The organism is Psychromonas sp. SA13A, from assembly GCF_011378715.1.
In the GTDB taxonomy this organism is placed as follows: domain Bacteria; phylum Pseudomonadota; class Gammaproteobacteria; order Enterobacterales; family Psychromonadaceae; genus Psychromonas.
Map to the genome: position 1 here is coordinate 154,655 of NZ_WTKU01000004.1, position 23,307 is coordinate 177,961.

A 23,307-nucleotide genomic window follows, 5' to 3' on the forward strand; every position below is an offset into this window, starting at 1 on the left:
ATCCACTCTTTGAAAAATGGACAAAAGAAAAACTTATTTCAATGCGTAAGTTTGATGATGAACCATGCGGGTATTGCTACACTGGCTGGTATAAATATGTAGATGGTGAATAGCCAGCTACTGCAAGGCAACATGCTATAAAACCTGGGCTGTAGTATTCCTCAAATATTGAAACGTAATCAATAGCATTTCTTAGACACCCTATGGTTACAAGGGGTAAAGGCATTCCAATGAGCTTTTATCCCAGAAGAAGCTACTACTAGTAAGTTTATTTATTCGGAATTTTATCGGAATCTAGTATGTTGCTAGTAGTTGCTATTTTTATCAAAACTTCTTGATAAACGTGCTGTAGCTCTTTTAGCTCAAGTGCTACTGTTTCTCTAGCGACTTGAGCTTTGTCTCGCTGGCTCTTGCAGTCTAAAGTTGTTTGTTCGGCTGACGTTAGGGCTTGTTGCTTAATGTCTATGCTTGCTTTCTGCCTTATCATTTCCTCTTTTAGTTTGTCGGTTTTATTTTTCTCTACTTCTAATTCTGAAGCTATTTTTTCAAAACTTTCTGACTTCACTTTAGCCTCTGCACACTCGGCTGTTTTGTTTTTTAGATCTGTATGCAACTCATCGTTCTGTTTTGTAAGTTTTTGAATAGCATCTCTATTTTCATTTTTAAGTTCTGTACGCTCAGAAATATACTTCGACTGATCACTATCAATTGTCTGCTTAAGCTCTTTTACATCTTCATTGTAGCGAGATTGAAGTGCATCAATAGCTGCTTTGTGTTCATTATCAGATTTCGACTTGTCTTTCTTGCACTGTTCGGCCAGTGCAGTTGCTTGTGATGCTACTTCAGTTTTCTTTGCAAGGCTTTCTTTAGTCTCAGTTAGTTCATGCTCAACATTTCCATTAGTCTCGATCATGTCTTGCAATTCATTCTGTAGCATTTGCATCTGTTCAGTATCGATTTCTCGCAAGGCAACAACTCTCTCTTCGACCTCTTTATGGAGAGCTTTTACGAAAGTCTGCGACATCTGTGTCAGTTTAATGGCTTCTCGTTCTTTCTCTGCCCTGTGTTCATGCCACTTTCTTACGAAGGGGGTAACCGTTGTATGAGACCATGCGACTTCATCTTGTGCAGAAATTTTTCGTCCAGTGATATTATTAGCTTTAATTCCCTCGCGTAACATTGTCTCGCAAGCTACAAATACAACTGCTTGTATATCATTTCTATTTTTAGACATGATTCCACCTCAGATTAACTTTACACTTTACACTTTACATAATCATAGTCTGTAAAGTGTAAAGTGTAAAATGTAAAGCTATTATCATTTAACTTGTGACCTTTGACTTTGTGAGAAGTTAACTTAATATTTTTCATAGTCCCACTGATGACCAATAACTAACGAGTGGCTTAATTACGTCAAAAGACAAAGTGCATTCATTGAGTACTGAAACAAAGCCACATTAAATCAACTTAATTCTTTTTTTTGGAGCTCATTATAATCAAAAGAGAAATCACAAACGAAACTACGGCAGATACAGCAATAGATAAACTCACACCAACTAGTGATGACTTGGATGTCATCATTAGAATTGCAATTGCTGAACCGGGGGAAACTATTGATACAACCCCTGCATTGAAAATAGTTAAAATCCAAATTCCTGACATGCTCCCGCAAATCAATGCAACAACTAGCTTTGGTTTCATTAATACATATGGAAAGTATATTTCGTGTATACCACCGAAAAAATGGACGATAGATGCTGCGCCAGCTGTTGCTTTCTGAGGCTTCTCTCCAACATGAACGTAAGCTAGAAGGATCCCTAAACCAGCTCCGGGGTTTGCCTCAAGTAAAAATAAAATTGATTGACCAACATTGTTTACTTCCTCAATACCAAGTGGCGTAAAAATTCCGTGGTTTAAAGCGTTATTCAAAAATAGTAGTTTGGCTGGCTCGACAAGTATGGATATCAAAGGTAAAAGACCGGAATCTATTATGTAACCCATTCCACTTGCCACTTGTAATGTGATTGCCTCAGTTGCTGGTGCTGCGATAAAAAGGGCAAGTATCGCAAACAGCATCCCAATGATACCAACGGAAAAATTACCAACTAGAATTTCAAAACCACTTTTAACCTTTCCATCAGTCATTGAGTCGAAAATTTTTATAGTATAAGCACTTGATGGCGCTATGATCATGGCTCCCACAAAAACAGGGGTATTACTACCTACGACCACTCCTAATGTTGCAATGGCACCCACAATCGCCCCACGCTCGCCTGCAACCATCTTGCCACCCGTGTAACCAAGCAGTAATGGTAAAAGGTAGTTTGATATAGGCGGTATCATCAACGCAATTGTGTTATTTGGCATCCAGCCATTGGGTAGAAATAAAGCGCTTAGCAGCCCCCAAGTAATAAAAGCAGCGATATTTGGCATCACCATACTTGAAAGGAAGCGACCTGCATCTTGAATTTTAATTTTAATTTTAATTTTAATTTTTGCATCTACAGCGTACATAAGTTGACCTTATTGGAAGAGCATTTTTTTGGAAACTAAGATTACGGGCACACAAATATTTACTTTGTGCCCCCGTTTTTAGTTTTTAATATGGGGCAATTCGATTGATACCAGCTGTAGAGGTGTTTAAATAAGCATCGAAATGTTTTTTGAGTAGTTGACCTTTGAGCGCTTGGTGCTCATCACTGATCCACAAGTTTTTGAATTCATTTTTGTCATACTTGTGATCGTAAAGCTCTCCTATATCGTGATTAGCGTAAACGACCAATTTATAGCGACCATCGTAGTACATACTTGCGTGAGTGGCATCCGGCAGGTCGAGGCAGTCATTGTATTCACACATTACGTGAGGTTTGTGTGACTGGGCGTCAGAGTTGCCAGTTAATAAAGTTTTTAAGCTTTTACCTTGCATATCGTATGGAATGTCTATTCCTGCTAAATCTAAGATTGTAGGCGCTAAATCAACCAATTCTACGAGCGCATCACTGTGGACATTTTCAACAGTTTTCCCCATCCACGAGATTATTAACGGCACCTTAACTAGCCCGTCGTAAAAACGTGCACCTTTGTAAATTAACCCGTGATCACCAAGTAATTCTCCGTGGTCACTGTGGAAAATGATAATTGTATTCTCCAATTCTCCAATTTTTTCCAAATGTTCAACAAGTAGCCCAAATTCATCATCGATAAGTTCAATCATCGCGTAGTATGCAGCTTTTACTTCGCGACCATTGTAGGCATCTGGAGGTGTATACGAAGCCTCTGATTTGTCTATAGGCTTTTGCTCCGTTGCTTGCGATGCATCACCCCTTGGATCAACAGCTACCTGAGTTTGCTGATCTATAAATCTAAACAACTCTTGATGGTCAATGTCACTTGGTTGAAAAAGTGGCTCATCTAAATCCTCCGGGTTGTACTTATTCAAATACTCTGCAGGTGGATCAAATGGCGGATGAGGATCAAAAGGGTTTAAACTGAGCATCCAAGGTCGATCTCTCTTTTCGTCGATGAATCGTATTGCCATCTCTGTACACCATCTTGTTTGGTGAAATTCTCTTGGCACACCCTCTCCACAGAAAGTAGCTGACTGCTCATAAAGCTCCTTGGGGTCAATTCCTTTTTCACGTCTTAACCAGTCATCGTAAGAGTGGTTTTCTTCAAAATCTGGGTAAGGGTGGTGACTCCAATGGAATACCCTATAGCCATCGTCGACTCTTTTTTCGTCTTTAAAAGCTGCACTTAAATGGAGCTTCCCAACAAGACCACAGTCGTAGTCATTTTCTTCGAGAATCTTTGTTACTAGAGGGACTCCATCAGGAAAAAACTCATTCCCGTTTCGATGTAACGGTATTGAGTTCGGGTACTTTCCAGTTAGCATCGAACCGCGACTTGGTGTGCAAATTGGAGCTTGACAATATGCGTTTTTAAAGCCAACACCACGTTTTATTAGTTTGTCTAGGTTTGGGGTGCGTATCTGACTGTTACCTAATGCTGAGATAGTGTCCCAGCGCTGTTGGTCTGTGCAGTACCAAATGATATTAGGCTTATTCATTGGCTAATCCTTAATGTTATTGTTAACGCACAACTTATCAAATAGACGGATGAAAAATAGCCACTATGTTTAAAATATAGACGACACTCACAATAAATAAATCTTGTTGATTTATTTATTGCTTAGTCATTACTTTAAGCATACTAATAATAAAAATCATTCAAACCACTCTACTAAGCAAAAGGATATCTGAAATGAAAAAAACCATTAGAAACGCGATATGTGCAGTAATCGCAACTAGCGCTGTTACTGCAATGGCAGCTTACCCTGAAAAACCCCTTACAATTATCGAACCTTGGGCTCCGGGGAGCGCTGGAGACATACCTATGCGAATAATTGCAGAATTGGCAGAGAAGCGTTTTGGTCAACCGATTGTTGTGCAAAATATTCAAGGTGGAAACGGCGGGACAGCTCAACTTGCAGCTTTAAAGGCAGATCCAGATGGCTACACAGTTATGAATGCTTGGGTTGCAACACAAGTAATGGCACCAATTTTCAATCCAAACATTGGTTACACTTACGATGACTTTGATTCGATAGTGCAAACAAATGCAAACCTTTTCATGCTTGTTGTTCGCAGCGATCACCCCGCAAACAATGCACAAGAGTTTGTTCAGTGGCTTAAAGACAAGGATAAAAAGGTAAACGCGAGTGTGTGTGGCTTTACTGGTTTAGCGCACATAGTTTTACGAAGGTTCCACGAAGTTTCAGATACGATGAACGACTTCAACCCTATTCCCTTCTCCGATTGTGAGGCTGAAAACCTAAAAGCGTTACTTGGAGGTGTTACAGAGTACGCAATCACTGGCATTGGTGCAAAACATACATTTGGCGATGAGTTAAAGTATCTTGCGTTGTTTATGCCTGAGCGAGCAGCCTTGTTTCCTGAATTGCCTACGGCAAAAGAACAGGGGTATGAGTTAGGGCTTGGCACTACAGGTCTAGGTTGGTCAGGTCTCGTTGTGCCAAAAGGGTTACCACAAGAGCGACTTAATTTTTTACGTCAAGTATTCGATGAAACTGTTCGCTCAGATGAATACATTAATAAAATGAAGTCAGTAAAGCAGACGCCTTTGTATGGTGATTACAAAGAATTCCAGCAGCTTTGGGAAGACACCGACAACCTTTTGAAACCTGAGATTCTAAAACTAATAAAGAAATAAACCTAAAATTGGCTACTGCTGTAAAAGCAGTAGCCAATAAGTAGTCAGGAGTCTACGATGAAATTAAAAAATAGAACTGATTTGGCCGTCGCTGTTATTGCAGTTTTGTTCGGTATTGGGCTGTATTACCTAAGCTCTCAGTTGGCAAGTCCGTTTTCTATGGGCGTTGGGATGCCCTCTGAAGGTTACCCCCAACTTCTTGGAATTTTGATGGTTATCATTGGGTTGATAATTGCTATTGAGTCCATGTTCAACTCAAAAACAAGCTCTTTCTCAGTTTCACGATTTCTACCGCTTTCATTTATCCTATTTGCACTTTTTACATATAACCTGGATTCACTTGGGTTTATTTTTTCGTGCACAATTCTACTTTGCGCAATAATGTTGCTGGCTGGTGAACGAAATAAATTTAGGTTGTTTGCTATACCGAGTGGTTTAACAGTTTTTGTTTTTACACTAGTCTACCTTGGGTTCAATATCATCCTACCACTAGGCTTTCTTAACTTTCTATACGAGTAATTATTATGGACATATTAACCACTCTGGCAGAAGTTTTTACCATTCTATTTGATGCCCATTCTTTATTTATACTTGCTTTAGGTGTCACCTTTGGCGTTATTGTAGGTGTCCTTCCGGGGATGGGTCCACTACTTGGTGTTGTACTGGCAATCCCTTTTACGTTTTACCTTGACCCACTACCATCTATTTCTTTATTGATTGGCATATTCATAGGTGGTAATTATGGTGGAGCAATATCATCTACACTTCTTGGTATTCCGGGTACACCTCAGGCTGCAGTAACTTTACTTGATGGTTACCCAATGGCTCTAAAGGGTAAGTCATCAGAAGCAATATCAATCTCACTTTTTTCATCTTTTACTGGCACTTTTATAAGCGCAATTATGCTTATAATAATATCCCCAATGCTTGCATCCTTTGCATTGAACTTTGGACCCGCCGAAACAGCCGCACTTGCCTTACTTGGCTTAACAGGAATAGCTTCATTATCTGAAGGATCAACTACTAAGGGGATTCTAGCGGGATTACTGGGGTTAATTTTGGCAACGATAGGGAACGACCCACTTATCAGCACTGAACGATTCACCTTTGGTTATGTTGAACTTCAAGGTGGTGTGAGTGAAGTTGCTCTTATGATGGGGATATTCGCTGTATCTGAGTTGATTATACAACTTGAGTCACCAAAAAGAGCTAGTCAATCACTTGGCAAGGTGGGTATTCAGATTAGTGGATTAACGACAATGCTGCGCCATAAACTCTGCCTAATACGTTCGAGTATCATCGGCGTTCTTGTTGGCGTTATCCCGGGTGTGGGTGGTGTGACAGCAGGATTTATGAGCTATAAAGTGGCAAAAGATTTTTCCAAAGAGCCTGAAAAATTTGGTAAAGGTTCTGATGAGGGCATTGTCGCTAGCGAAGCTTCAAACTCTGCGCTAGGTGGTGGTGCCATGATACCGATGTTGGCTCTTGGTATACCGGGAGATCCTACGACTGCTGCAATGATGGGAGGTATGCTTATTCAAGGCTTAAACCCTGGCCCGAGGTTGTTTGTTACCGATTCAGCAATTGTAAATAGTATTTTCGGTGCATTTTTAATGGGTGCGCTAATACTTCTTCCAGTTGGTTTTTTTCTTGGGCCCATCTTTGTTAAGTTACTTAAAGTTCGCTACGCAACTCTTTTGGCGACCGTCTTAATCCTTTGCTCTGTTGGTACGTACCTTGTGCAATCATACACTCTCGACTTATGGCAATTGTGGATATTTGGTGTGCTTGGTTATTTGATGAGAAAGGCTGATATACCTTTGTCACCACTTGCAATTGGTTTTGTTCTTGGGCCAGTGTTTGAAGTCAATCTGAGAAGGACATCAATGCTTGCAGGAGATGGTTATTCGGAATACTTAATGGGACAACCGATAACTTTAACAATCTTGACACTTACCGTCGTAGCGATTGTGTACCCAATGGTTCGGACTTTGAGCAAAATGAAAAAAGCAAAAACTGAAACTGAAACTAAAACTAAAACTGAAACTGTTACACAATCATAATTTTACAAGGTCGACTTCAACTCAAAATAAGATATGATAAGTCAGTGAATTAGGTGAAATACGCTGCATTTATTCTTATTAGTTGGGGCGACCACTATTAAGCCAAACTCATAAATCGCTGAATTTAACAATGGGATTAATTGTGTGAAGAAAGGAACCGACTCAACCTTAGTGAGAGCTCATAATGAGCAGAGAATTATTCAAATTGTGAGAGAGCACATTTCGATTGCTCGCCCTCAACTGGCTAAGATTATCAATTTAAGTCACCCAGCAGTGTCTGTGATAACGGATGAACTTATCGATAGAGGTCTGCTTTTAAACGCTGGTCGAGAAAAGTTGGGACGACGTGGTCAGCCTGCTATCAGCTTAAAACTAAATCCCGACGCGCTTTATACGCTAGGTGTAAGTATTGAACGGGATAATATATCAATTGCTTTGCTTAACTTCTGTGGAGAAGTGCTAAACAGCGCGACGATAGAGATAATGTACCCTAGCCCAGAGCAAGCCCTTGATTACGTATCCTCCACTGTTGCCGATATGAAAACAAAACTCAGCGCTAATGCAGATAGGATTAAAGGTTGTGGGATTGCCATCTCTTCCCTTATGGGCGCTTTAGAGCATGGAGATGTTCCTAAGCAATTTAACACTTGGCAGAATATTGATGTAAAAGCTTACTTCATCGGATGTGTTGGCTGCCCTATCGTTGTTGAAAGAGTGGCGACAGTGGCAACAATTGCTGAAAACTTCTTTGGTTACGGCAAGGTTACCAGTAACTTTATTTACCTATACACAGGTTTATATTTTGGTGGTGGAATTATTTTAAACGGCGAGTTGTACCGTGGTTCAAATGGTCGTGCTGGTGATATGGCATTATCCTCTGTTAACGATAACGGAAAGCTTCGTAACCTAGTTGATTGCTGCTCTCTTCAGGATCTGCAAGAAGTACTTTCTGTGTCAAATGGTGACACGGATGTAAACTTGACTGATTTAAGCTCAATAGATGATCGCCAAAGAGAGCTGATTGAATATTGGGTTGATGACGCAGCAAGAAAATTAGCCCCTATCTTGATAACGGCAATTAGCGTTCTAGACATAAACACAATTGTGGTAGGTGGAAGACTTCCTCAGTTTATAAATCAAATGATTTGCGACAGAGTCAACCTTAGTGTCGATAAACACTTTTCAATTCATCACCACCCTTGCAAGCTTGTTGCTGGTGAGTGGTTGGATCATTTAACAGCTTTAGGAGCAGCAATATTGCCCTTATACGATACATTTTCCACGAGAGACGCTTCGTTTAGTAAACGCTAATTCCCCTACTTGTCTGGATTATAAGTTGAATGATTGGCTTTTAGGTCAAATTGAGTTTCCTTAGATTGCTTGGCTTTGTTGAAGCGCTCAGTTAATAATGAATATTGACTGACGCGTACCTTCCTTTATTATGGTCAAACTTCATCGATTATTGTTCTAATAATCATGCCTCAGAAACACAACTTATCCAAACATCACCACTTCAAAAACACACTTATCGACAATCTAATTATGCCGAGTACAACCAAAATCTACGTGATCGTGGCCGTATTGATATTTGGTTATCAGATGAAATCATAGATAATTGGCAAAGCGAATTTCATATCATACTTTTTTGTAGAGAGGCAATATCTTCTACAATTTTTATTAACATTCCATTCCCTAAATCTGCTGCATGTAATCTATAAACTTGTAATAATTTTCTTATTTTTTACCTTTGATAAAGCTAACACATCAATATTTACTTTTGACCTTAAGACTCCGTAATATAAAGAAGGTTGGTTCTCATCAAATAACTCTAGTCCGGTTTGACCGCTTTCATCTACGTAAAAACACATTGAATCCCCCTGCAACTCAGCGCAACATTAAGTGTGCGAGACTTAGTTTATTGTTAAATATCTGTAAACTACATCAAACAGTTGCATCATCTATAAATCCAACGGGTAAACCATCAATTCTTTCTGAGCTAAACTGAGCCACAATAAAACCTGACAACTCATCTATAATGTGGTCCGGCACATCATTATCTACAAGAATAAACTGGCAAATGCGTTGTTGTTGTTCATATTGGTCTGAAATATTAATTATGTATTCAAAAATATTTTGATATTTAAGAGGGTCTGAAACTCCTTCATGAGAGTCTTCTCCTTGAGATGTCTCTTCAGTGTATTTACTATGAGTTTTCGTCTTCCCTAGATACTTACCAACAGTATCAATCATAAGGAAAGATGGATAGCTCATTTCAGTTACTAATGCTTCTTCCATTAATGAGCATAAATAACCAATCCCTACAATTGTTCTTAGGCCCCCTGACGGGATATTCCCATATTCGACGCCCCTGACTACAGGGACAAACTTATCACTAGTAAGGCTTATTCCTGAAGGATCTTTTATTTTAATAAACTGAAGATAATTTTTTAAATGGACAGATAAATTAGAAATAACATCAGCCATTGATGGAGTATTTTCAGTTAATTTCTCAAGGTCTATTTTTAATTCAATAATGGCACTTTCTAGAGACTTGATTTTAGTTCTCAAATAATTATGTTGATTTCTAACTTTTAGCCTAGAAACAAATTCTTTTCTTCTTTGTTGAACTTCACCCAATTGTTTAACGTGCATATCTCTTTCTGCTAAATAAGGTGATGTTAACTCCTTAGTGTTAAGTTCGATCGCTTCTCTTGCTTTACTCACATTAACTTCTAGTTGCTTTAGATCTAACTTATTAAATTCCCATTGCTTTCGGCTTTCATTAATTAAATGCTCAGTATCTTTTACTTTTCTTTTTAAGGAGTTAATTTCTTGATTTACTTTTTCAGCGGAAGCTATTTCAAATTTTTGTTTAGCGGATTTTAAATCAAGTGAATTATCACAAACAGGACACAAAGATAATTCATCAGGTATTTCACCTATGAATTCACGAGATGCTAATGTTGAATTAAATTTTTTAATATCAACTAAGTAATTATTTTGAAGTCGAGAGAACTTTTCAATTTTTTGTTCATTTTCTATGGCTTTCTGCTTGAGTACACTTTTATCTAACTCCATTCCAGCCATTACTGACTTTATAGCTCTGAATACATCATTATCAGCTATAACCCTATTGTTTAACTCCGATATGCTCTCCTGAATTAAAATAACTTCGTCGTCGATTTTATCAATATCCTTATCTAACTTTTGCATATCTCCAAATTCAGATTCTCTTAGAAACTCAGAAACAGTAGTATATTTGCTAATTAGAATATTCATTTGTTTAGTTTTTTCTGAGATATTTTGTTCCAGCTCTGAAACTTGACTGTCTAATGCATTGAAAATGTATTTAAATACTTCTGCATTTCTGGTTTGTAATACGTAATTATCTGGATTTAAGTAATTTTTGCTACCTAGGTCATCTTGATTAACATAACAATATTTAATTAAGTCTCGAAAGCTCAAACGAGCAAGCGATGATTCATCTTTTTTGGGAGACTGCTTTATTTTTAGATTTGTTAGATTTAATGAATTTATTAAAAACTCCGAAAAAAATTCCATTTCTGGATATTTCGAAATAGGATTAAATGATGGCAAGTACTTATTTGCAGCAAATTGTTCTATTTTATCAAATGAACATGGGTAAACTTCAATTGGTTTTGCTGGATCAAATATGTCTCTTTTTATTGAGCATCTAAAGTCATTTAAGGTTACATCAAGAACTGCGTATCTACCTGTAGATATAATCTCTGGATACAAAAGAAAACGTTTAGCTCCTAATAAATAATCAATTAGATTTAAGATACTGGATTTTCCTGTCGCAGAATCCCCGTAAATAATATTGACCCCGGCACGAAAATTAACGGTGTAATTTTTTCTTATGCCTACGACAATGAGCTGGTTTATCAATATGCTACTTGCCATTAATAAGATTCCTTGCTGAGAGTATTATTTATAGATTGATTCAAAAGAGATTTACTAATACTTAAAATACCTTTCAATTTTTCGCACCTGTGAGAAACATCTAACAAGTATTCATCTTGTAACTTTGATGTAAGCAAAACGCCTTGCTCACTAGCAATATAAAAAAAACCATCATTTTTTTTGTAAATTACTTCGATAAGCTTTTTAGATATCAAGATAGTAAGTAAAGACTGTATGAGATTTCTATCAAACAAGAGATCAATATTAGGGGAAATTGAAGAGATTGAATAACTGTCAGACTCATTAAGTTGGATAGTATTTTTATTTAAAATCATTAAAACTTTATTTAATACTATAGGGTTTTTAACCAAATATAAGAAAATATGTAGCATTTCGTTGTTAACTTTTAAAGCTCCTCTATTAGTTTTCCCAAGCGCTGTAATAATTAAAAGTACAATTGATAAGTTAATAAAAAGATCATCATCAGCATCTAGGAATGGTAATCTCATTTATCAATTCCTTTGAATTGAATCGCTTCATTCGAAGCCCACCAAATATCAGAGTTTTGATCATTTGCTAATTGATGCAACATCCCTTTTTTATGATAAGGCTGAAGTGTAGAAATTAAGCTTTTGAGTAAACCGGAATCTTCAGATGTTATTTTAGTATGTACCTCAGCCAGTAATTTACCTGAATTCATAGTTTCGTCTGATAAGTACTTATCATAGCTATCTTTGTATAACTGACGAATATTATCAAAAAGTTTCTGCAACTGTTTTTTATCATGGTGTGAATTAAAGTGTTTCGACATATATTCTGCATTGAAAAACAATTCTTTTGCATTATCTTGTGATTCTTTTGCTATGTCAGCAATAATTAGTTTTATAAGGAATAAGTATTCATCATATGAATCTTCCTCAATACACTTCTGATAGCCGACCTCTCCAACATGATTATGCTTATGTGATTCTGTTAGAAATAGGCAAGCACTATTATAAACAATAGAATTAACGCTCGCTGGTTTTGATATTGAAACATGATCTTCAGCAACACTAATTATATCTTTTTCTATTTTATCAATGGCAACAGCACTGTATTGAGATACAACAACATCATAACTACCATAAAAGTACTTTGTAGTAGGTTTGTTATCCAAGTCTACCCATTTTTGATTTAGCTTATTGATAAACTTATTTACAGGGTTTAAGTTACCTAGCTGTAAATTATTACTGAAAAGCCCTCCAATCACAGCCATCTCAGCACCTTGATGAGGTACAGCTAGAGATAGAAATAATTTAACTTTCGTCCAACCATTTTCTTTTAATTCATCTGTTATAAGACATTTAGTTAATAACCCTCCCATGCTATGAGCAATAATGTAAACATTGTCATATTGGGATAATGTTATTCTTAAATGACCACTTAAATTTTTAGCTAACTCATTTATTTCTAAATTACTTTCATTTTTATGAGTTTTTTTCCTGAAAAAATTTTTTATGCGTCGAAATTTTTCTTTATTGATACCAAATAAATCAACTAGTGTCGAAAAATATCCATAAGAAGCCACGTCAAAATGGTCGCTGATATAGTCATTTTTTAGCAGAAGGTTTGGAAATGATACTTCGCTTTTATTAGTCCACGTTTTATGACTATCGCCTGTAAATCCATGCACAAACAAAACCAAATTGTTACAGCTTTTACGTTGTTGAAAAAAGACAAAATCATTATCCATATTTAACCTTCTATATAAAAACCCAACTAAAAACAGCTAGCACATACCTATGCTAATATACCTTAATAGTCAAAATAAATAATAACTTACATCATGTAATTGTATTTTAAAATCAATAAAATTGATATCTTACTACTAAGTCTCATAATAAAATAATGCTTTCACTACTTTTTAAATAACATTCAATTGAGTGTCTTATGCTCCGGCTATATTTGGATTTTTTAAGAAGGTGATATTTACATAGATTGTGACGATGGGGATTTACGATTATGAACTTGTTTAATAATACTCAGTGCAATAGTATAATCGAATTATACTATTGCTATATATCTAGTTAAAATTCCACAATCCAATTTTTATCTTCATTGAAATATCTAAAACGCACATAGTCGAAAACTAAATTTATCCCTTTAAATATTTTAAGGGGATAAATAAATTCTTTATTTTTTTGATATTAAATCTAAATACTCCAACTCTGATAAAACTTGAACCCCTTTGTCCCGAGCAGCATTAATTTTATTTGCCCCGACCTTATCACCAGTTACAAGTAATGAGGTTTTTCCTGTTACTGATTTAGCGACCTTAGCACCTAATGCTTTAGCGTCTTTTTCCATATCCCCTCTAGAGCCTTGAGTCATCGAGCCAGTAAATACAACTATTTTACCAAAAATAGGTGTTTCACCTTCTGATTGTTCTGAAGCCTTCGGCGTGATTGCCAAATTAAAACCTAATGCTCGAACTTTTCGAAACTCTTCTTCTATATTGGCTAATCCTTCTACAACAGCCTCTGCACTAACCAAAGCAAATCCATCAAGTTTCACTAAATCTTCTATTGTAGCTTCAAATAAAGAGTCTAAAGTATGGTGATGCAATAACTTTTCACAATTACCTCCTCCCATTCGACTAACACCAAAAGCGGCTAGGAACCTCCAGTCTTCTATTTCAACTTCACGACTAATTTTAAGCTGTTCAACTAAGTTTTGAGCTGTTTTATCACCGAAGCCAAAACTTATAAATTGGAATTGCTGTAACTCATAAATTTCATGGATTTTCTTTATTCCTGACTCATGAAGCTTCTCAATTACTTTTGGACCAAAACCATCAATATTGCCAAGCGTTTTGAAGAAGTGCACCAGTGTATTTTCTGTTTGAGCAGGGCAATCCGTTTTATTAGGACATACCAAATGGTCTGATTCCCAAATTAAATGGGTTCCACAACTAGGGCAACTTTCTGCTAATTGAGGTGCAACGGATTTAAGCACTTTTTCAATTTTAGGTATAACCAGTCCACTTCTAACCAATTGAACAATTGCACCTGGACCAACACCATTAGTTTTTACCATATTATAGTGATGCACTGTAGCTCGACTAATCGTTGCACCACTCAACTTAGTCGGCTCTAATTCAGCTACTGGCGTCACCCGGCCCGTTCTAGATGTTTGTGGAGTTACTTCTAATACTTTAACTTCTGCCGATTCTGCATTCACTTTAAAGGCAATCTGCCATCTATGGTGATGACGAGTAGCCCCCATATGCTCTTTTAGAGTTTCATTTGTTACTTCTAGAATTACTCCATCAATATCATAATCTACAGAAGTCCAAATTTTATCAACGATTTTATCAAAATCGGTTAAAATTTCTTTATAATGGCCAGTCCAATTTTCAATTAGTGAAAATGGAAAGAAAACACAAGCTCCTTCGTCTATTGCTTTTTGGATAGATTCATCAACTTTTTTCTCTGCAATTATAGCCGCTTGAATGTTCCTTGAATTTTCAAATTTTTTACTAAGAATTGAATCAAAATAACTTTTCTTAATTACTATTTCACCAGGCCCTAAACCTCTAGATCCCGAATTTGCAACTTGAAGTCCTTTATTAAAAGCTCGGGTAATATCTTGGCCTCTAATTCCATCGCCACGAGTATAAAGAGATATTCCATCATCGTATGCTGCATACCCATCTAACTTAGGCGTTACTCTTATTTGGATTTCAGACTCCATAACACCAATTTCTTCTGCTGCTTTTAAGAACCTATCAGTCCATTTTCTTATTGCTTCAAATGAATATGCTTTATCTGTAGATAACATTTTCTCGGGTAAAGCTACTGTTTTACTTTCTACTAATATTTCAGGTTCAATAGTTGATAAATAAGAATGATCAGGATCTCTATTCTTTAATTCTGCGATATATGAGTCATAATCGTCATCATCAATTATTCGAGTACTAGAACGGTATAGAGCATTTGATACTTTAAGGATAATTAATAAATCTTCTAATGAAATATCATTCATCGAACGCTCAAACAGTAATTCCAAAGAATTAATTTCGCCTTCAATATTAATATCCAGTTTATCAATAACTAATAATTGTTCTTTATTTAATTTTACTTCTGACATGGAACAATACCTATTAATGAGCGGAACAAGAATTAAAGTAAGAGTTTCTACTTGAGGAAATATTGGAGGAATGAGGGAACATGACATTCACATCACCTGCTCGTCTTACAACAACAACATCGCCAATCAAAATCCCTAAGCGTTGAATTTCATCTTTATTATGTAACGTTGCATTAGAGACTGTCACACCACCAACAAAAACTGGCTTCAACTTCGCAACCGGCGTAATAGCACCAGTACGCCCGACTTGAAATTCTACATTCTCTACAACTGTTACAGCTTCCTCAGCCGGAAATTTATAGGCAGTAGCCCAGCGCGGAGCACGAGCAACAAACCCCATTTTTTGTTGTAGAGCAATATCATCCACTTTATAAACAACACCGTCTATTTCATAAGTTAAAGACGCTCTTTTTTGTGCAATCTTGTCGTAAAAATCATGGCAAGCATCTTTACCTATAACACGTTTTACTTCGCTTGAAACGGGTAAGCCCCAAGCCTTTAGTTGCTCAATACGTTGATATTGACTGTTCGCTAACTCACCTTCAAAAACTCCAACCGCATAACAATAAAAAGCTAATGGACGTACAGCAGCTATTTTTGAATCTAACTGGCGTAAGCTTCCGGCGGCGGCATTGCGAGGATTAACAAAAGGTTTTTCACCTGCGGCAATCAACCCTTTATTTAATTTGTCGAACCCGGCTTTTAACATAAAGACTTCACCACGTACTTCTAACACCGCGGGTATATTCTCCCCTCGAAGCTTGAGTGGTAAATTAGTAATGGTTTTAACATTTTCTGTTACATTTTCGCCAGTTAGACCATCACCTCGAGTTGCCGCTTGAACCAATACACCATTTTCGTAAATGATACTAGCTGCTAAGCCATCTAGTTTTGGTTCAATACAAAAAGCGGTTTCAGCTAGAGGGGATTTATCCATCACACGCTGCATAAAATCATTTAATGAGTCACTATCAAACACATTATCTAAACTCAACATAGGTAATTGATGTGTTACCTGTTCAAACTTTGATAAAGCAGCACCACCTACTTTTTGAGTTGGTGAATTGATCGAGACTAAATCAGGATTTTCTATTTCAAGCTTTTGTAAAGCTTGGAAAACACGATCATATTCCGCATCAGGTACCGAAGGAGCATCCTGTACGTAATATTGATAATTATATTCCTCTAATAATTCGCTTAGTTGTTGTATTTGTTGTTCTACTGTTTGCTTATTATCACTCATCAATCTTTGCTCTTATTTATTTGTTTTTACTAATAAAAAAACCTCGTAAACGAGGTTCTTCTAGAAAGTGGTAAATGCCCTTTCAATGTTATTGGTATTGTTGTAAACGCTGACGATACTCCATAAATTGTTCAGGGGTAAATTTCTCTCTTTTTTCATTTAAAACTTCACAGTCAAATTCTTCTGCAGCTTGCTCTACTGCCCGCAACATCATATCGAAGGATTTATTTACACTAATTTTATCATTTGGGGCGGTAAAGAAAAATGAAATACCAGGAGAATTAAATTGTTCCATATAATCTAAATCAAAGGTGCCCGGTGCCATCATATTAGCGATGCTAAATAATATTTCACCAGTACCGTCTGAATGCTCATGTCGATGGAAGATATTCATATCTCCATAACGAAAACCCGATGTTAAAAAGAATTGCAATAGCTCATGACCACCTAAACGTTCGCCTTGTTTGGCAGCGATATTAAAAATAAATAATTCATCGGGCAGCTTTTGTTCAACTTGGCTAGTTTGCGCAGTTTCACTTACTTGCTTAGCGTCGATAGCTTGTTTAGGGTCAGTAGCTTTAATGTCATCTTTATTTGCTAATTCAATATCACTGATGATCTGATCAACACTGGTGATGTTATTTACATCAGGCTGTTGTTTGCTTTCAGGCTCAAGTTTATCAATCACTTGATCTTTTTCGTCTTGAAATACAATAGGGTCGGTATCGTTATTGTCTTCTTGTGCATCAATATTAAAATTGATCACCTCTGACTGATCTTTATCGTCTGAAAGATGTGAAGAAAAAGCCATTGAATCAAAGTCACGTTCACGATTGAATGAGTTAGATGATTGTTTATCTTGATCATTAAAGGATTCGTCTCCTTCTTCCAATTCATCATATTTCTCTTCTTGTTCCGCGAGCAAGGCTAACTTGTTTTTCCTGTTGAGTAAAAAACCATGAATTAATACGCCGGCAATAGCCAAAATACCAATTGCAATAAGAATAGGTTGAAAGTGCTGCATTATTGATTCTCTTGATTGATCATAGATAACTTTATGACCCTTAAATTACCTTGTATCAAGCTGTGCGTCTATCATTTGCCACTAATTTTTTGCAAAACTGCTAAGGAATTTATAAAAGAGATCAATTATTAGCGAATATTTACACTTTATGTCCATTTACTATCAACAAGCATTGATTTTTGTATCTTGAATGATAACCGCTATACAAGGTAATATCGTCTGATATAACAATGACAAGGTTTAATCATGAACAATGAACGTTTAATTCATCAGCCATTATCCGGCATAGGGTATTTATTTAAAGGTGTACAACTTCTTCGTCATCCCCAACTAAGAATGTTTGTACTCATTCCATTATTTATTAATGTATTGATCTTCGCCAGTGCATTCTGGTTTTTATTTTCTAGCATTACCGACTGGATAGATGCTTACATGCAGGAGCTTCCATCTATTTTAACTTGGTTATCCTATGTGCTTTGGCCAATCATTATTTTTTCTATTTTATTTTTATTCTCATTTATATTTTCGACTATTGCCAACTTAATTGCGGCACCATTCAATGGTTTGTTAGCTGAAAAGACTGAAATGTTATTAACCAATAAACCTATCAATGATGAAGGTTGGCAGGATTTATTTAAAGATTTACCAAGAATATTTAAACGAGAATGCCAAAAATGGCTATATTTCTTGCCTCGTATTTTAGGTTGTTTAATTCTATTTTTAATACCAGTGGTGGGCCAAACCGTCGCGCCTATTATTTGGTTTATCTTTGCAGGATGGATGATGGCAATTCAGTACGCTGACTACCCCTTTGACAATCATAAAGTTTCTTTTACTAGCATGCGCACCATTTTAGGAAAACGCTACGGTAAAAATATTACCTTTGGAATGGTAATTAGCCTCTGCACTACGTTACCTATTTTAAACTTTATTATTATGCCCATTGCTGTTTGTGGTGCAACCGCTGCTTGGGTTGATATCTATAAAAATCAAGCACTAACTATAGATCAATAAACCTCAAGAATAGAGTTCAACCATTATTAATCCATGACGATTGATAATGGTTAGTGTCATTATTAAATGACACATATAAACTACACATACAAACTACACATACAAAAAAACCTATCCTGATCATTCGATCAGGATAGGTTTATATTCGATGTCCATTAATGAAATAGTTCCATCAATGACAAACTAAAAATATCAATCATCGCCTTAATAAGACGATGCTCGATACTTCCAGCTTAGTTTATAGGTAATTAAGCAGCGAAGTTCTTAGCTACAAATTCCCAGTTAACTAATGCCCAAAAACCATTTAGGTAGTTAGGACGTACATTGCGGTAATCAATGTAATAAGCATGTTCCCATAAATCAACAGTTAGAAGTGGTGTAGTACCTTCTTCAGTTAATGGAGTACCTGCGTTTGATGTATTAACGATTTCTAATGAACCATCTGCTTTTTTAACTAACCAAGTCCATGAAGAACCAAAGTTGTTAACAGCTTTATCATTTAACTGTGCTTGGAATTCAGCAAAAGAACCAAATTTTGCATCAATAGCAGCTGCAAGTTCGCCCGTAGGTTCACCGCCAGCATTAGGCGCTAAACAGTTCCAGTAAAATGTATGGTTCCAGATTTGTGCAGCATTGTTAAAAACGCCACCTTCAGAAGTTTTAATGATTTCTTCTAAAGATTTTTCAGCAAGATCAGTACCTTCAACTAAACCGTTTAATTTAGCAACGTAAGTAGCGTGGTGCTTACCATGGTGAAACTCTAACGTTTCAGCTGAAATGTGTGGTTCTAATGCATCTTTTGCGTAAGGTAATGCTGGTAATTCAAAAGCCATTTTAAATTCTCCTAATAGAGGCTGAGGGGGATATCAATTTTAGCGACCATTTATACTTTCTTTATGAATAAAAAGCCACAACAAAAATTGAGCTAGATCATTTTTTATCTATGGTAGAATAATCGCAAATTCATAGTAAGATTGCACGCTTACAACTGATATAATGTGCAATTAATTAATAATATGCTGTCGTTAGAGGAAAAATAATGGAAACTTTAGATAAAATCAAAGAACAATTAAACGAAAATACAATTTTGTTATACATGAAGGGGTCGCCTAAATTACCAAGTTGTGGTTTTTCTTCGCAAGCTTCACAGGCATTAATGCAATGTGGACAACCTTTTGCTTACGTTGATATCTTACAAAACCCTGATATTCGTGCTGAACTACCAAAATATGCTAACTGGCCTACTTTCCCTCAATTATGGGTAGAAGGCGAGCTTGTAGGTGGTTGCGATATTATCTTAGAAATGTTCCAACAAGGTGAATTACAACCGTTAATTACAGCCGCAGCTGAAAAAGCAAACGCAGCAGAGTAATTATTAAGCATCATACTGCTTAAATATTACCTAAGCAGTATGAGTTTATAAAGGTTAACACAATCTTGGTTGTGCTAGCCTTTATATCTACTTGAAACCTTTACCTATCTCCAACTATACTATTCAACTGCTTTTGCAACTCACATCTGAATAAGCAACACCAACATTATTATAAGCGCCAATGCGATAGCAATAAGTACTACCTTGTTTTACTTTTTCATCTAAATAAGTCGTTTTATCCATCTCTAAGGCAGTTAGTAATATAAAATCGCCACTTTCACTGGTACTTCTTTCAATCAAAAAACCTTCTTCATTATCGGCTAGATCTTCCCAATGTACTTCAATGGAAATATAGTCTGGCAACAAATCAATTGCATTATTAGTGCGACCACCTACTTCAGAACCATCAACTTGCTTTTCAATACCTAATTCTGCCTTAGCCAACGCTTCGGCATTTTCCTCATCAACATCTACCGCACAACCTGCTAATGGCAGTAAGATCATTAAAGCAAACAATTTACACCATTTTATTTTTTTCATCATTATCTTCATCACTTTTACACAATACCTTTATAGAGCCATTTATATACAATTAAGACCAAACTAAACGATCAATTAATTTCCAGTACCTATGGACCCTATAGATGACAAAAGATTCAATGAAAAACAAAAAACATCAAAATGAGGATTAAAAATTCACTTAAAAAACAACATTAAACAAAAAAATCAATAACTTAAAATTAAAAATATAAATATAAACAACACATTTAAATCAAACAATTATATTTAACATGGTTAATATATTGAAATATAAAGAGTTCTAAAATTAATTAAATTATTTTGCATTTAAACTAAAAATAATTGCTTATTACCAGCCACCTAATGCTTTATAACGATTAACCATGTAATAAAATAGTTCTGCGGTGACTTCAGTATCATAGAGAGCAGAATGTGCTTCTTTATTATTATAATCAACTCCCGCCTCTGCACAGGCTTTAGCCAATACTGTTTGACCTAATGTTAATCCAGCCATGCTCGCGGTATCAAATGAAGCAAAAGGATGAAAAGGGACACGCTTCAGTTTACAACGGTCGGTTGCTTTATTAATAAAACCTTGGTCGAATGAGGCATTATGAGCAACAATAATGGCACGATTACAATCGTTCAATTTTTGATATTTACGCACTTTTTTAAAAATCTCGGTTAATGCCTCACGCTCATCAACAGCGTTACGTAAAGGATTAAAAGGGTCTATTCCTGTAAAGCTAAGCGCCTTAGGATCTAATTCAGCGCCTTCAAATGGCATTACATGGAAATGAATTTTATCCACGCTATTTAAGTACCCTTGCTCATCCATTTCAGGAAAAATGGCCGCGATTTCTAAAATCGCATGACAATGAGGATCTAATCCTGATGTTTCAATATCAATTATAACTGGGTAATACCCTCTGAAACGCGCTGCTAATTGGTTATCCATTTCATCTCACTATTAAATAAAGTCTGAGGATTATGCCAGAAAGTGGTAAAAATCGCATAATTTTACTAAAGATATTTATCCCTCTGCCGATATATGAAGCAGTGTTTAAAAATATCGAGCAACTATGAAAAATATTACAATAAAAAATATTTATCCTTTACTACTAATGATGACAGCTATGCCAGCGCTTTCTGCTAATAAGCAGTACAATGCAGGTTTGGATAATTCTAACTGGTATTTGAGTAGTTCATCACCGATACAGTGCACTCTTGAACACCCTATTCCTCGTTATGGTCAGGCTAACTTTGTGGTCAAAGCGAGTAAAAAAATCAATTTAGATTTCAAGCTAGACAGTCGACGAGCAATGCCAACCTCTGAAGTTGTGCAATTAAAATCCGTGCCTCCACAATGGCGACCAGGTGCGGCACCTGAACTAATTGACACGGTCACATTCCATCAACAGTTTGATGGTTACGTGACCAGACAAAGTGCATGGCGCATGCTAAATGAACTTGAAAGAGGTCAATACCCAACCTTTTATTTTCATGATTGGTACAACAATAATCAGATGATTAGTGTCGGACTCTCTTCAATCAATTTTAATAAAAGTTATGATGACTTTAATAATTGTATCTCACGTTTATTACCCTACAATTTTGATGATATTTCTTACAGTATTTTACACTATAAAAAAGATGGCTCATTATTAACGCAATTTTCTAAAAAACGCCTAAAAATGATTGGTGATTACATAAAGCACGATGAAACGATCAATGTTATTTTGGTGTCGGGTTACTCTGATAGTTACGGTGAAATTAATGCCAATAGGGTGTTATCTGAAAAAAGAGCCAACTCGATAAAAGAATATTTATCGGAAATAGGATTTAATAACGATAAAATTAAAGTCTCTGGTTTTGGTGAAAAACACCATATTGCCGATAATAGAAGCGTACTTGGCAGAGAACAAAATAGACGAGTGGTTATTTCAATTGAGAAAGAAGAGATATAACGCGTATTGGATCATGATGTTTCACTATTTATATAAATCACTTTATCAAGCAGCTTGTCGATATCAAATAATATAGATTGAGTGAGTTCTGTTGTGTCCTTGACCAGTATCGATAAATCAGGGATTTTTTGTAAGCTACATATAAGCACAATATTGCTGTAATCTGTAAATTCAACCAAAGCTATATGAGGAAATTGTTTTTTAATTGCCGACAAAGTATTGAATAACTCTTGATTTGTATCTGCTTGAATATTGATCATCAGTACAGCTTGCTCAGTGGTTATATTCGCAATCTGCTCATAAAAGTTAGAGGAAAATAAAAAGTCAGGGCTTTTTTCGCCGATAAACAAATCACAAATAACCACATCATAAACCTCAGTAGTCTGATCTATATATTGCTCCGCTTTTTGACAAAAAACCTTCACTTGCTTGGGTAAATTAAAGTAACTTGTCGCCATATCAATAATTGATTGTGAAGCCTCAACGGCGCTCAATGTCAAGTTTGGTATGGTAACTAATGCACGCTCTAAAGCAGCTCCCCCCAACCCTAAATTTAAAATTGAAAGTGGCGTTTTTTTAAAGAGTAAAAATAGCAGTAATGACCGAGAAACTGGCGTTAGAATTTGCGTCGAAAGATGCTTATTCATCACCGATTGTATAGAGAAACCTCCGTATTCAAACCATCTTAATTGATCAGTTTCTTTAACAACTAATAACACCCCATCAATCATTTTTTGTTCAACAACAAAAGAACCTTCCATTGGTAAAGCTTCTCTATTCATGACAGCTTAATTCCTAGATGAAGTAGATAAAAGAAGAACTAG

General features: G+C 36.1%; 20 protein-coding genes and 1 pseudogene. 7 read left to right on the forward strand and 14 right to left on the reverse strand.

The genetic code is table 11. The features are described from left to right. Positions 1 to 268: 268 nt before the first annotated feature. The 3 genes from GQR44_RS06020 to GQR44_RS06030 all read right to left on the reverse strand — a co-directional run bounded on the left by GQR44_RS06020 (position 269) and on the right by GQR44_RS06030 (position 4,066). Positions 269 to 1,234 (reverse strand): hypothetical protein, encoded by a 966-nt coding sequence (locus tag GQR44_RS06020; RefSeq protein WP_166370294.1) that lies wholly within the window; start codon positions 1,232 to 1,234, stop codon positions 269 to 271. 233 nt (positions 1,235 to 1,467) lie between these two features. After that, positions 1,468 to 2,514 carry a PTS transporter subunit EIIC gene (locus tag GQR44_RS06025; RefSeq protein ID WP_166370296.1) on the reverse strand — a complete coding sequence of 349 codons (1,047 nt, stop codon included), beginning with the start codon at positions 2,512 to 2,514 and terminating at the stop codon, positions 1,468 to 1,470. A gap of 85 nt (positions 2,515 to 2,599) precedes the next feature. Next, positions 2,600 to 4,066, reverse strand: coding sequence for a sulfatase-like hydrolase/transferase (locus tag GQR44_RS06030; protein WP_166370298.1), 1,467 nt, complete (start codon positions 4,064 to 4,066; stop codon positions 2,600 to 2,602). Positions 4,067 to 4,260: 194 nt separating this feature from the next. Here GQR44_RS06030 and GQR44_RS06035 point away from each other — a divergent pair, with 194 nt between their 5' ends. From GQR44_RS06035 to GQR44_RS06050, 4 genes are all read left to right on the forward strand, one after another. Beyond that, positions 4,261 to 5,229 (forward strand): tripartite tricarboxylate transporter substrate binding protein, encoded by a 969-nt coding sequence (locus GQR44_RS06035; RefSeq protein ID WP_166370300.1) that lies wholly within the window; start codon positions 4,261 to 4,263, stop codon positions 5,227 to 5,229. Between the two features lie 57 nt (positions 5,230 to 5,286). After that, a complete protein-coding gene (locus GQR44_RS06040; protein WP_166370302.1) occupies positions 5,287 to 5,748 on the forward strand; it encodes a tripartite tricarboxylate transporter TctB family protein in 462 nt (153 codons plus the stop codon). Positions 5,749 to 5,753: 5 nt separating this feature from the next. Continuing rightward, a complete protein-coding gene (locus tag GQR44_RS06045; protein WP_166370304.1) occupies positions 5,754 to 7,292 on the forward strand; it encodes a tripartite tricarboxylate transporter permease in 1,539 nt (512 codons plus the stop codon). Between the two features lie 144 nt (positions 7,293 to 7,436). Further along, the gene (locus tag GQR44_RS06050; RefSeq protein ID WP_166370306.1) at positions 7,437 to 8,603 is read left to right on the forward strand and encodes an ROK family protein; all 1,167 of its coding nucleotides are present in this window, start codon (positions 7,437 to 7,439) and stop codon (positions 8,601 to 8,603) included. A gap of 401 nt (positions 8,604 to 9,004) precedes the next feature. Here GQR44_RS06050 and GQR44_RS06055 read toward each other — a convergent pair whose 3' ends face one another. From GQR44_RS06055 to zipA, 7 genes and pseudogenes are all read right to left on the reverse strand, one after another. Further along, positions 9,005 to 9,160, reverse strand: a complete 156-nt coding sequence (locus tag GQR44_RS06055; protein WP_166370308.1) for a hypothetical protein — start codon at positions 9,158 to 9,160, stop codon at positions 9,005 to 9,007. A 73-nt stretch (positions 9,161 to 9,233) separates the two neighbouring features. Next, positions 9,234 to 11,216 (reverse strand): exonuclease SbcC, encoded by a 1,983-nt coding sequence (locus tag GQR44_RS06060; protein ID WP_166370310.1) that lies wholly within the window; start codon positions 11,214 to 11,216, stop codon positions 9,234 to 9,236. Beyond that, a complete protein-coding gene (locus GQR44_RS06065) occupies positions 11,216 to 11,725 on the reverse strand; it encodes an ABC-three component system middle component 4 (RefSeq protein WP_166370312.1) in 510 nt (169 codons plus the stop codon). Before GQR44_RS06065 ends, GQR44_RS06060 begins: the two co-directional genes overlap by 1 nt. Further along, the gene (locus tag GQR44_RS06070; protein WP_166370314.1) at positions 11,722 to 12,948 is read right to left on the reverse strand and encodes an ABC-three component system protein; all 1,227 of its coding nucleotides are present in this window, start codon (positions 12,946 to 12,948) and stop codon (positions 11,722 to 11,724) included. Before GQR44_RS06070 ends, GQR44_RS06065 begins: the two co-directional genes overlap by 4 nt. Positions 12,949 to 13,388: 440 nt before the next feature. Further along, positions 13,389 to 15,344, reverse strand: coding sequence for a helix-hairpin-helix domain-containing protein (locus GQR44_RS06075; RefSeq protein ID WP_166370316.1), 1,956 nt, complete (start codon positions 15,342 to 15,344; stop codon positions 13,389 to 13,391). 88 nt (positions 15,345 to 15,432) lie between these two features. After that, positions 15,433 to 16,587 (reverse strand): annotated as a pseudogene (ligA, locus tag GQR44_RS06080) (NAD-dependent DNA ligase LigA); the annotation flags it as partial. A gap of 88 nt (positions 16,588 to 16,675) precedes the next feature. Further along, entirely contained in the window at positions 16,676 to 17,611 is a 936-nt protein-coding gene (zipA, locus tag GQR44_RS06085) for a cell division protein ZipA (RefSeq protein WP_166370318.1), read from the reverse strand. A gap of 246 nt (positions 17,612 to 17,857) precedes the next feature. Between zipA and cysZ the strand changes: the two genes are divergently transcribed. Then, positions 17,858 to 18,625, forward strand: coding sequence for a sulfate transporter CysZ (gene cysZ / locus GQR44_RS06090; protein ID WP_166370320.1), 768 nt, complete (start codon positions 17,858 to 17,860; stop codon positions 18,623 to 18,625). A gap of 248 nt (positions 18,626 to 18,873) precedes the next feature. On the opposite strand, the gene sodB is transcribed toward cysZ, so the two are convergent. Further along, positions 18,874 to 19,458, reverse strand: a complete 585-nt coding sequence (gene sodB / locus GQR44_RS06095; RefSeq protein WP_028869913.1) for a superoxide dismutase [Fe] — start codon at positions 19,456 to 19,458, stop codon at positions 18,874 to 18,876. 206 nt (positions 19,459 to 19,664) lie between these two features. Between sodB and grxD the strand changes: the two genes are divergently transcribed. After that, a complete protein-coding gene (gene grxD, locus GQR44_RS06100) occupies positions 19,665 to 19,997 on the forward strand; it encodes a Grx4 family monothiol glutaredoxin (protein ID WP_028869912.1) in 333 nt (110 codons plus the stop codon). A 123-nt stretch (positions 19,998 to 20,120) separates the two neighbouring features. Here grxD and GQR44_RS06105 read toward each other — a convergent pair whose 3' ends face one another. Further along, a complete protein-coding gene (locus tag GQR44_RS06105) occupies positions 20,121 to 20,540 on the reverse strand; it encodes a fibronectin type III domain-containing protein (RefSeq protein ID WP_166370322.1) in 420 nt (139 codons plus the stop codon). A gap of 325 nt (positions 20,541 to 20,865) precedes the next feature. Then, the gene (gene rnt / locus GQR44_RS06110) at positions 20,866 to 21,474 is read right to left on the reverse strand and encodes a ribonuclease T (RefSeq protein WP_166370324.1); all 609 of its coding nucleotides are present in this window, start codon (positions 21,472 to 21,474) and stop codon (positions 20,866 to 20,868) included. A 124-nt stretch (positions 21,475 to 21,598) separates the two neighbouring features. Between rnt and GQR44_RS06115 the strand changes: the two genes are divergently transcribed. After that, entirely contained in the window at positions 21,599 to 22,483 is an 885-nt protein-coding gene (locus tag GQR44_RS06115; protein ID WP_240923572.1) for an OmpA family protein, read from the forward strand. A gap of 11 nt (positions 22,484 to 22,494) precedes the next feature. Here GQR44_RS06115 and GQR44_RS06120 read toward each other — a convergent pair whose 3' ends face one another. Next, positions 22,495 to 23,265, reverse strand: coding sequence for a hypothetical protein (locus GQR44_RS06120; RefSeq protein ID WP_166370326.1), 771 nt, complete (start codon positions 23,263 to 23,265; stop codon positions 22,495 to 22,497). Positions 23,266 to 23,307 lie beyond the last annotated feature (42 nt).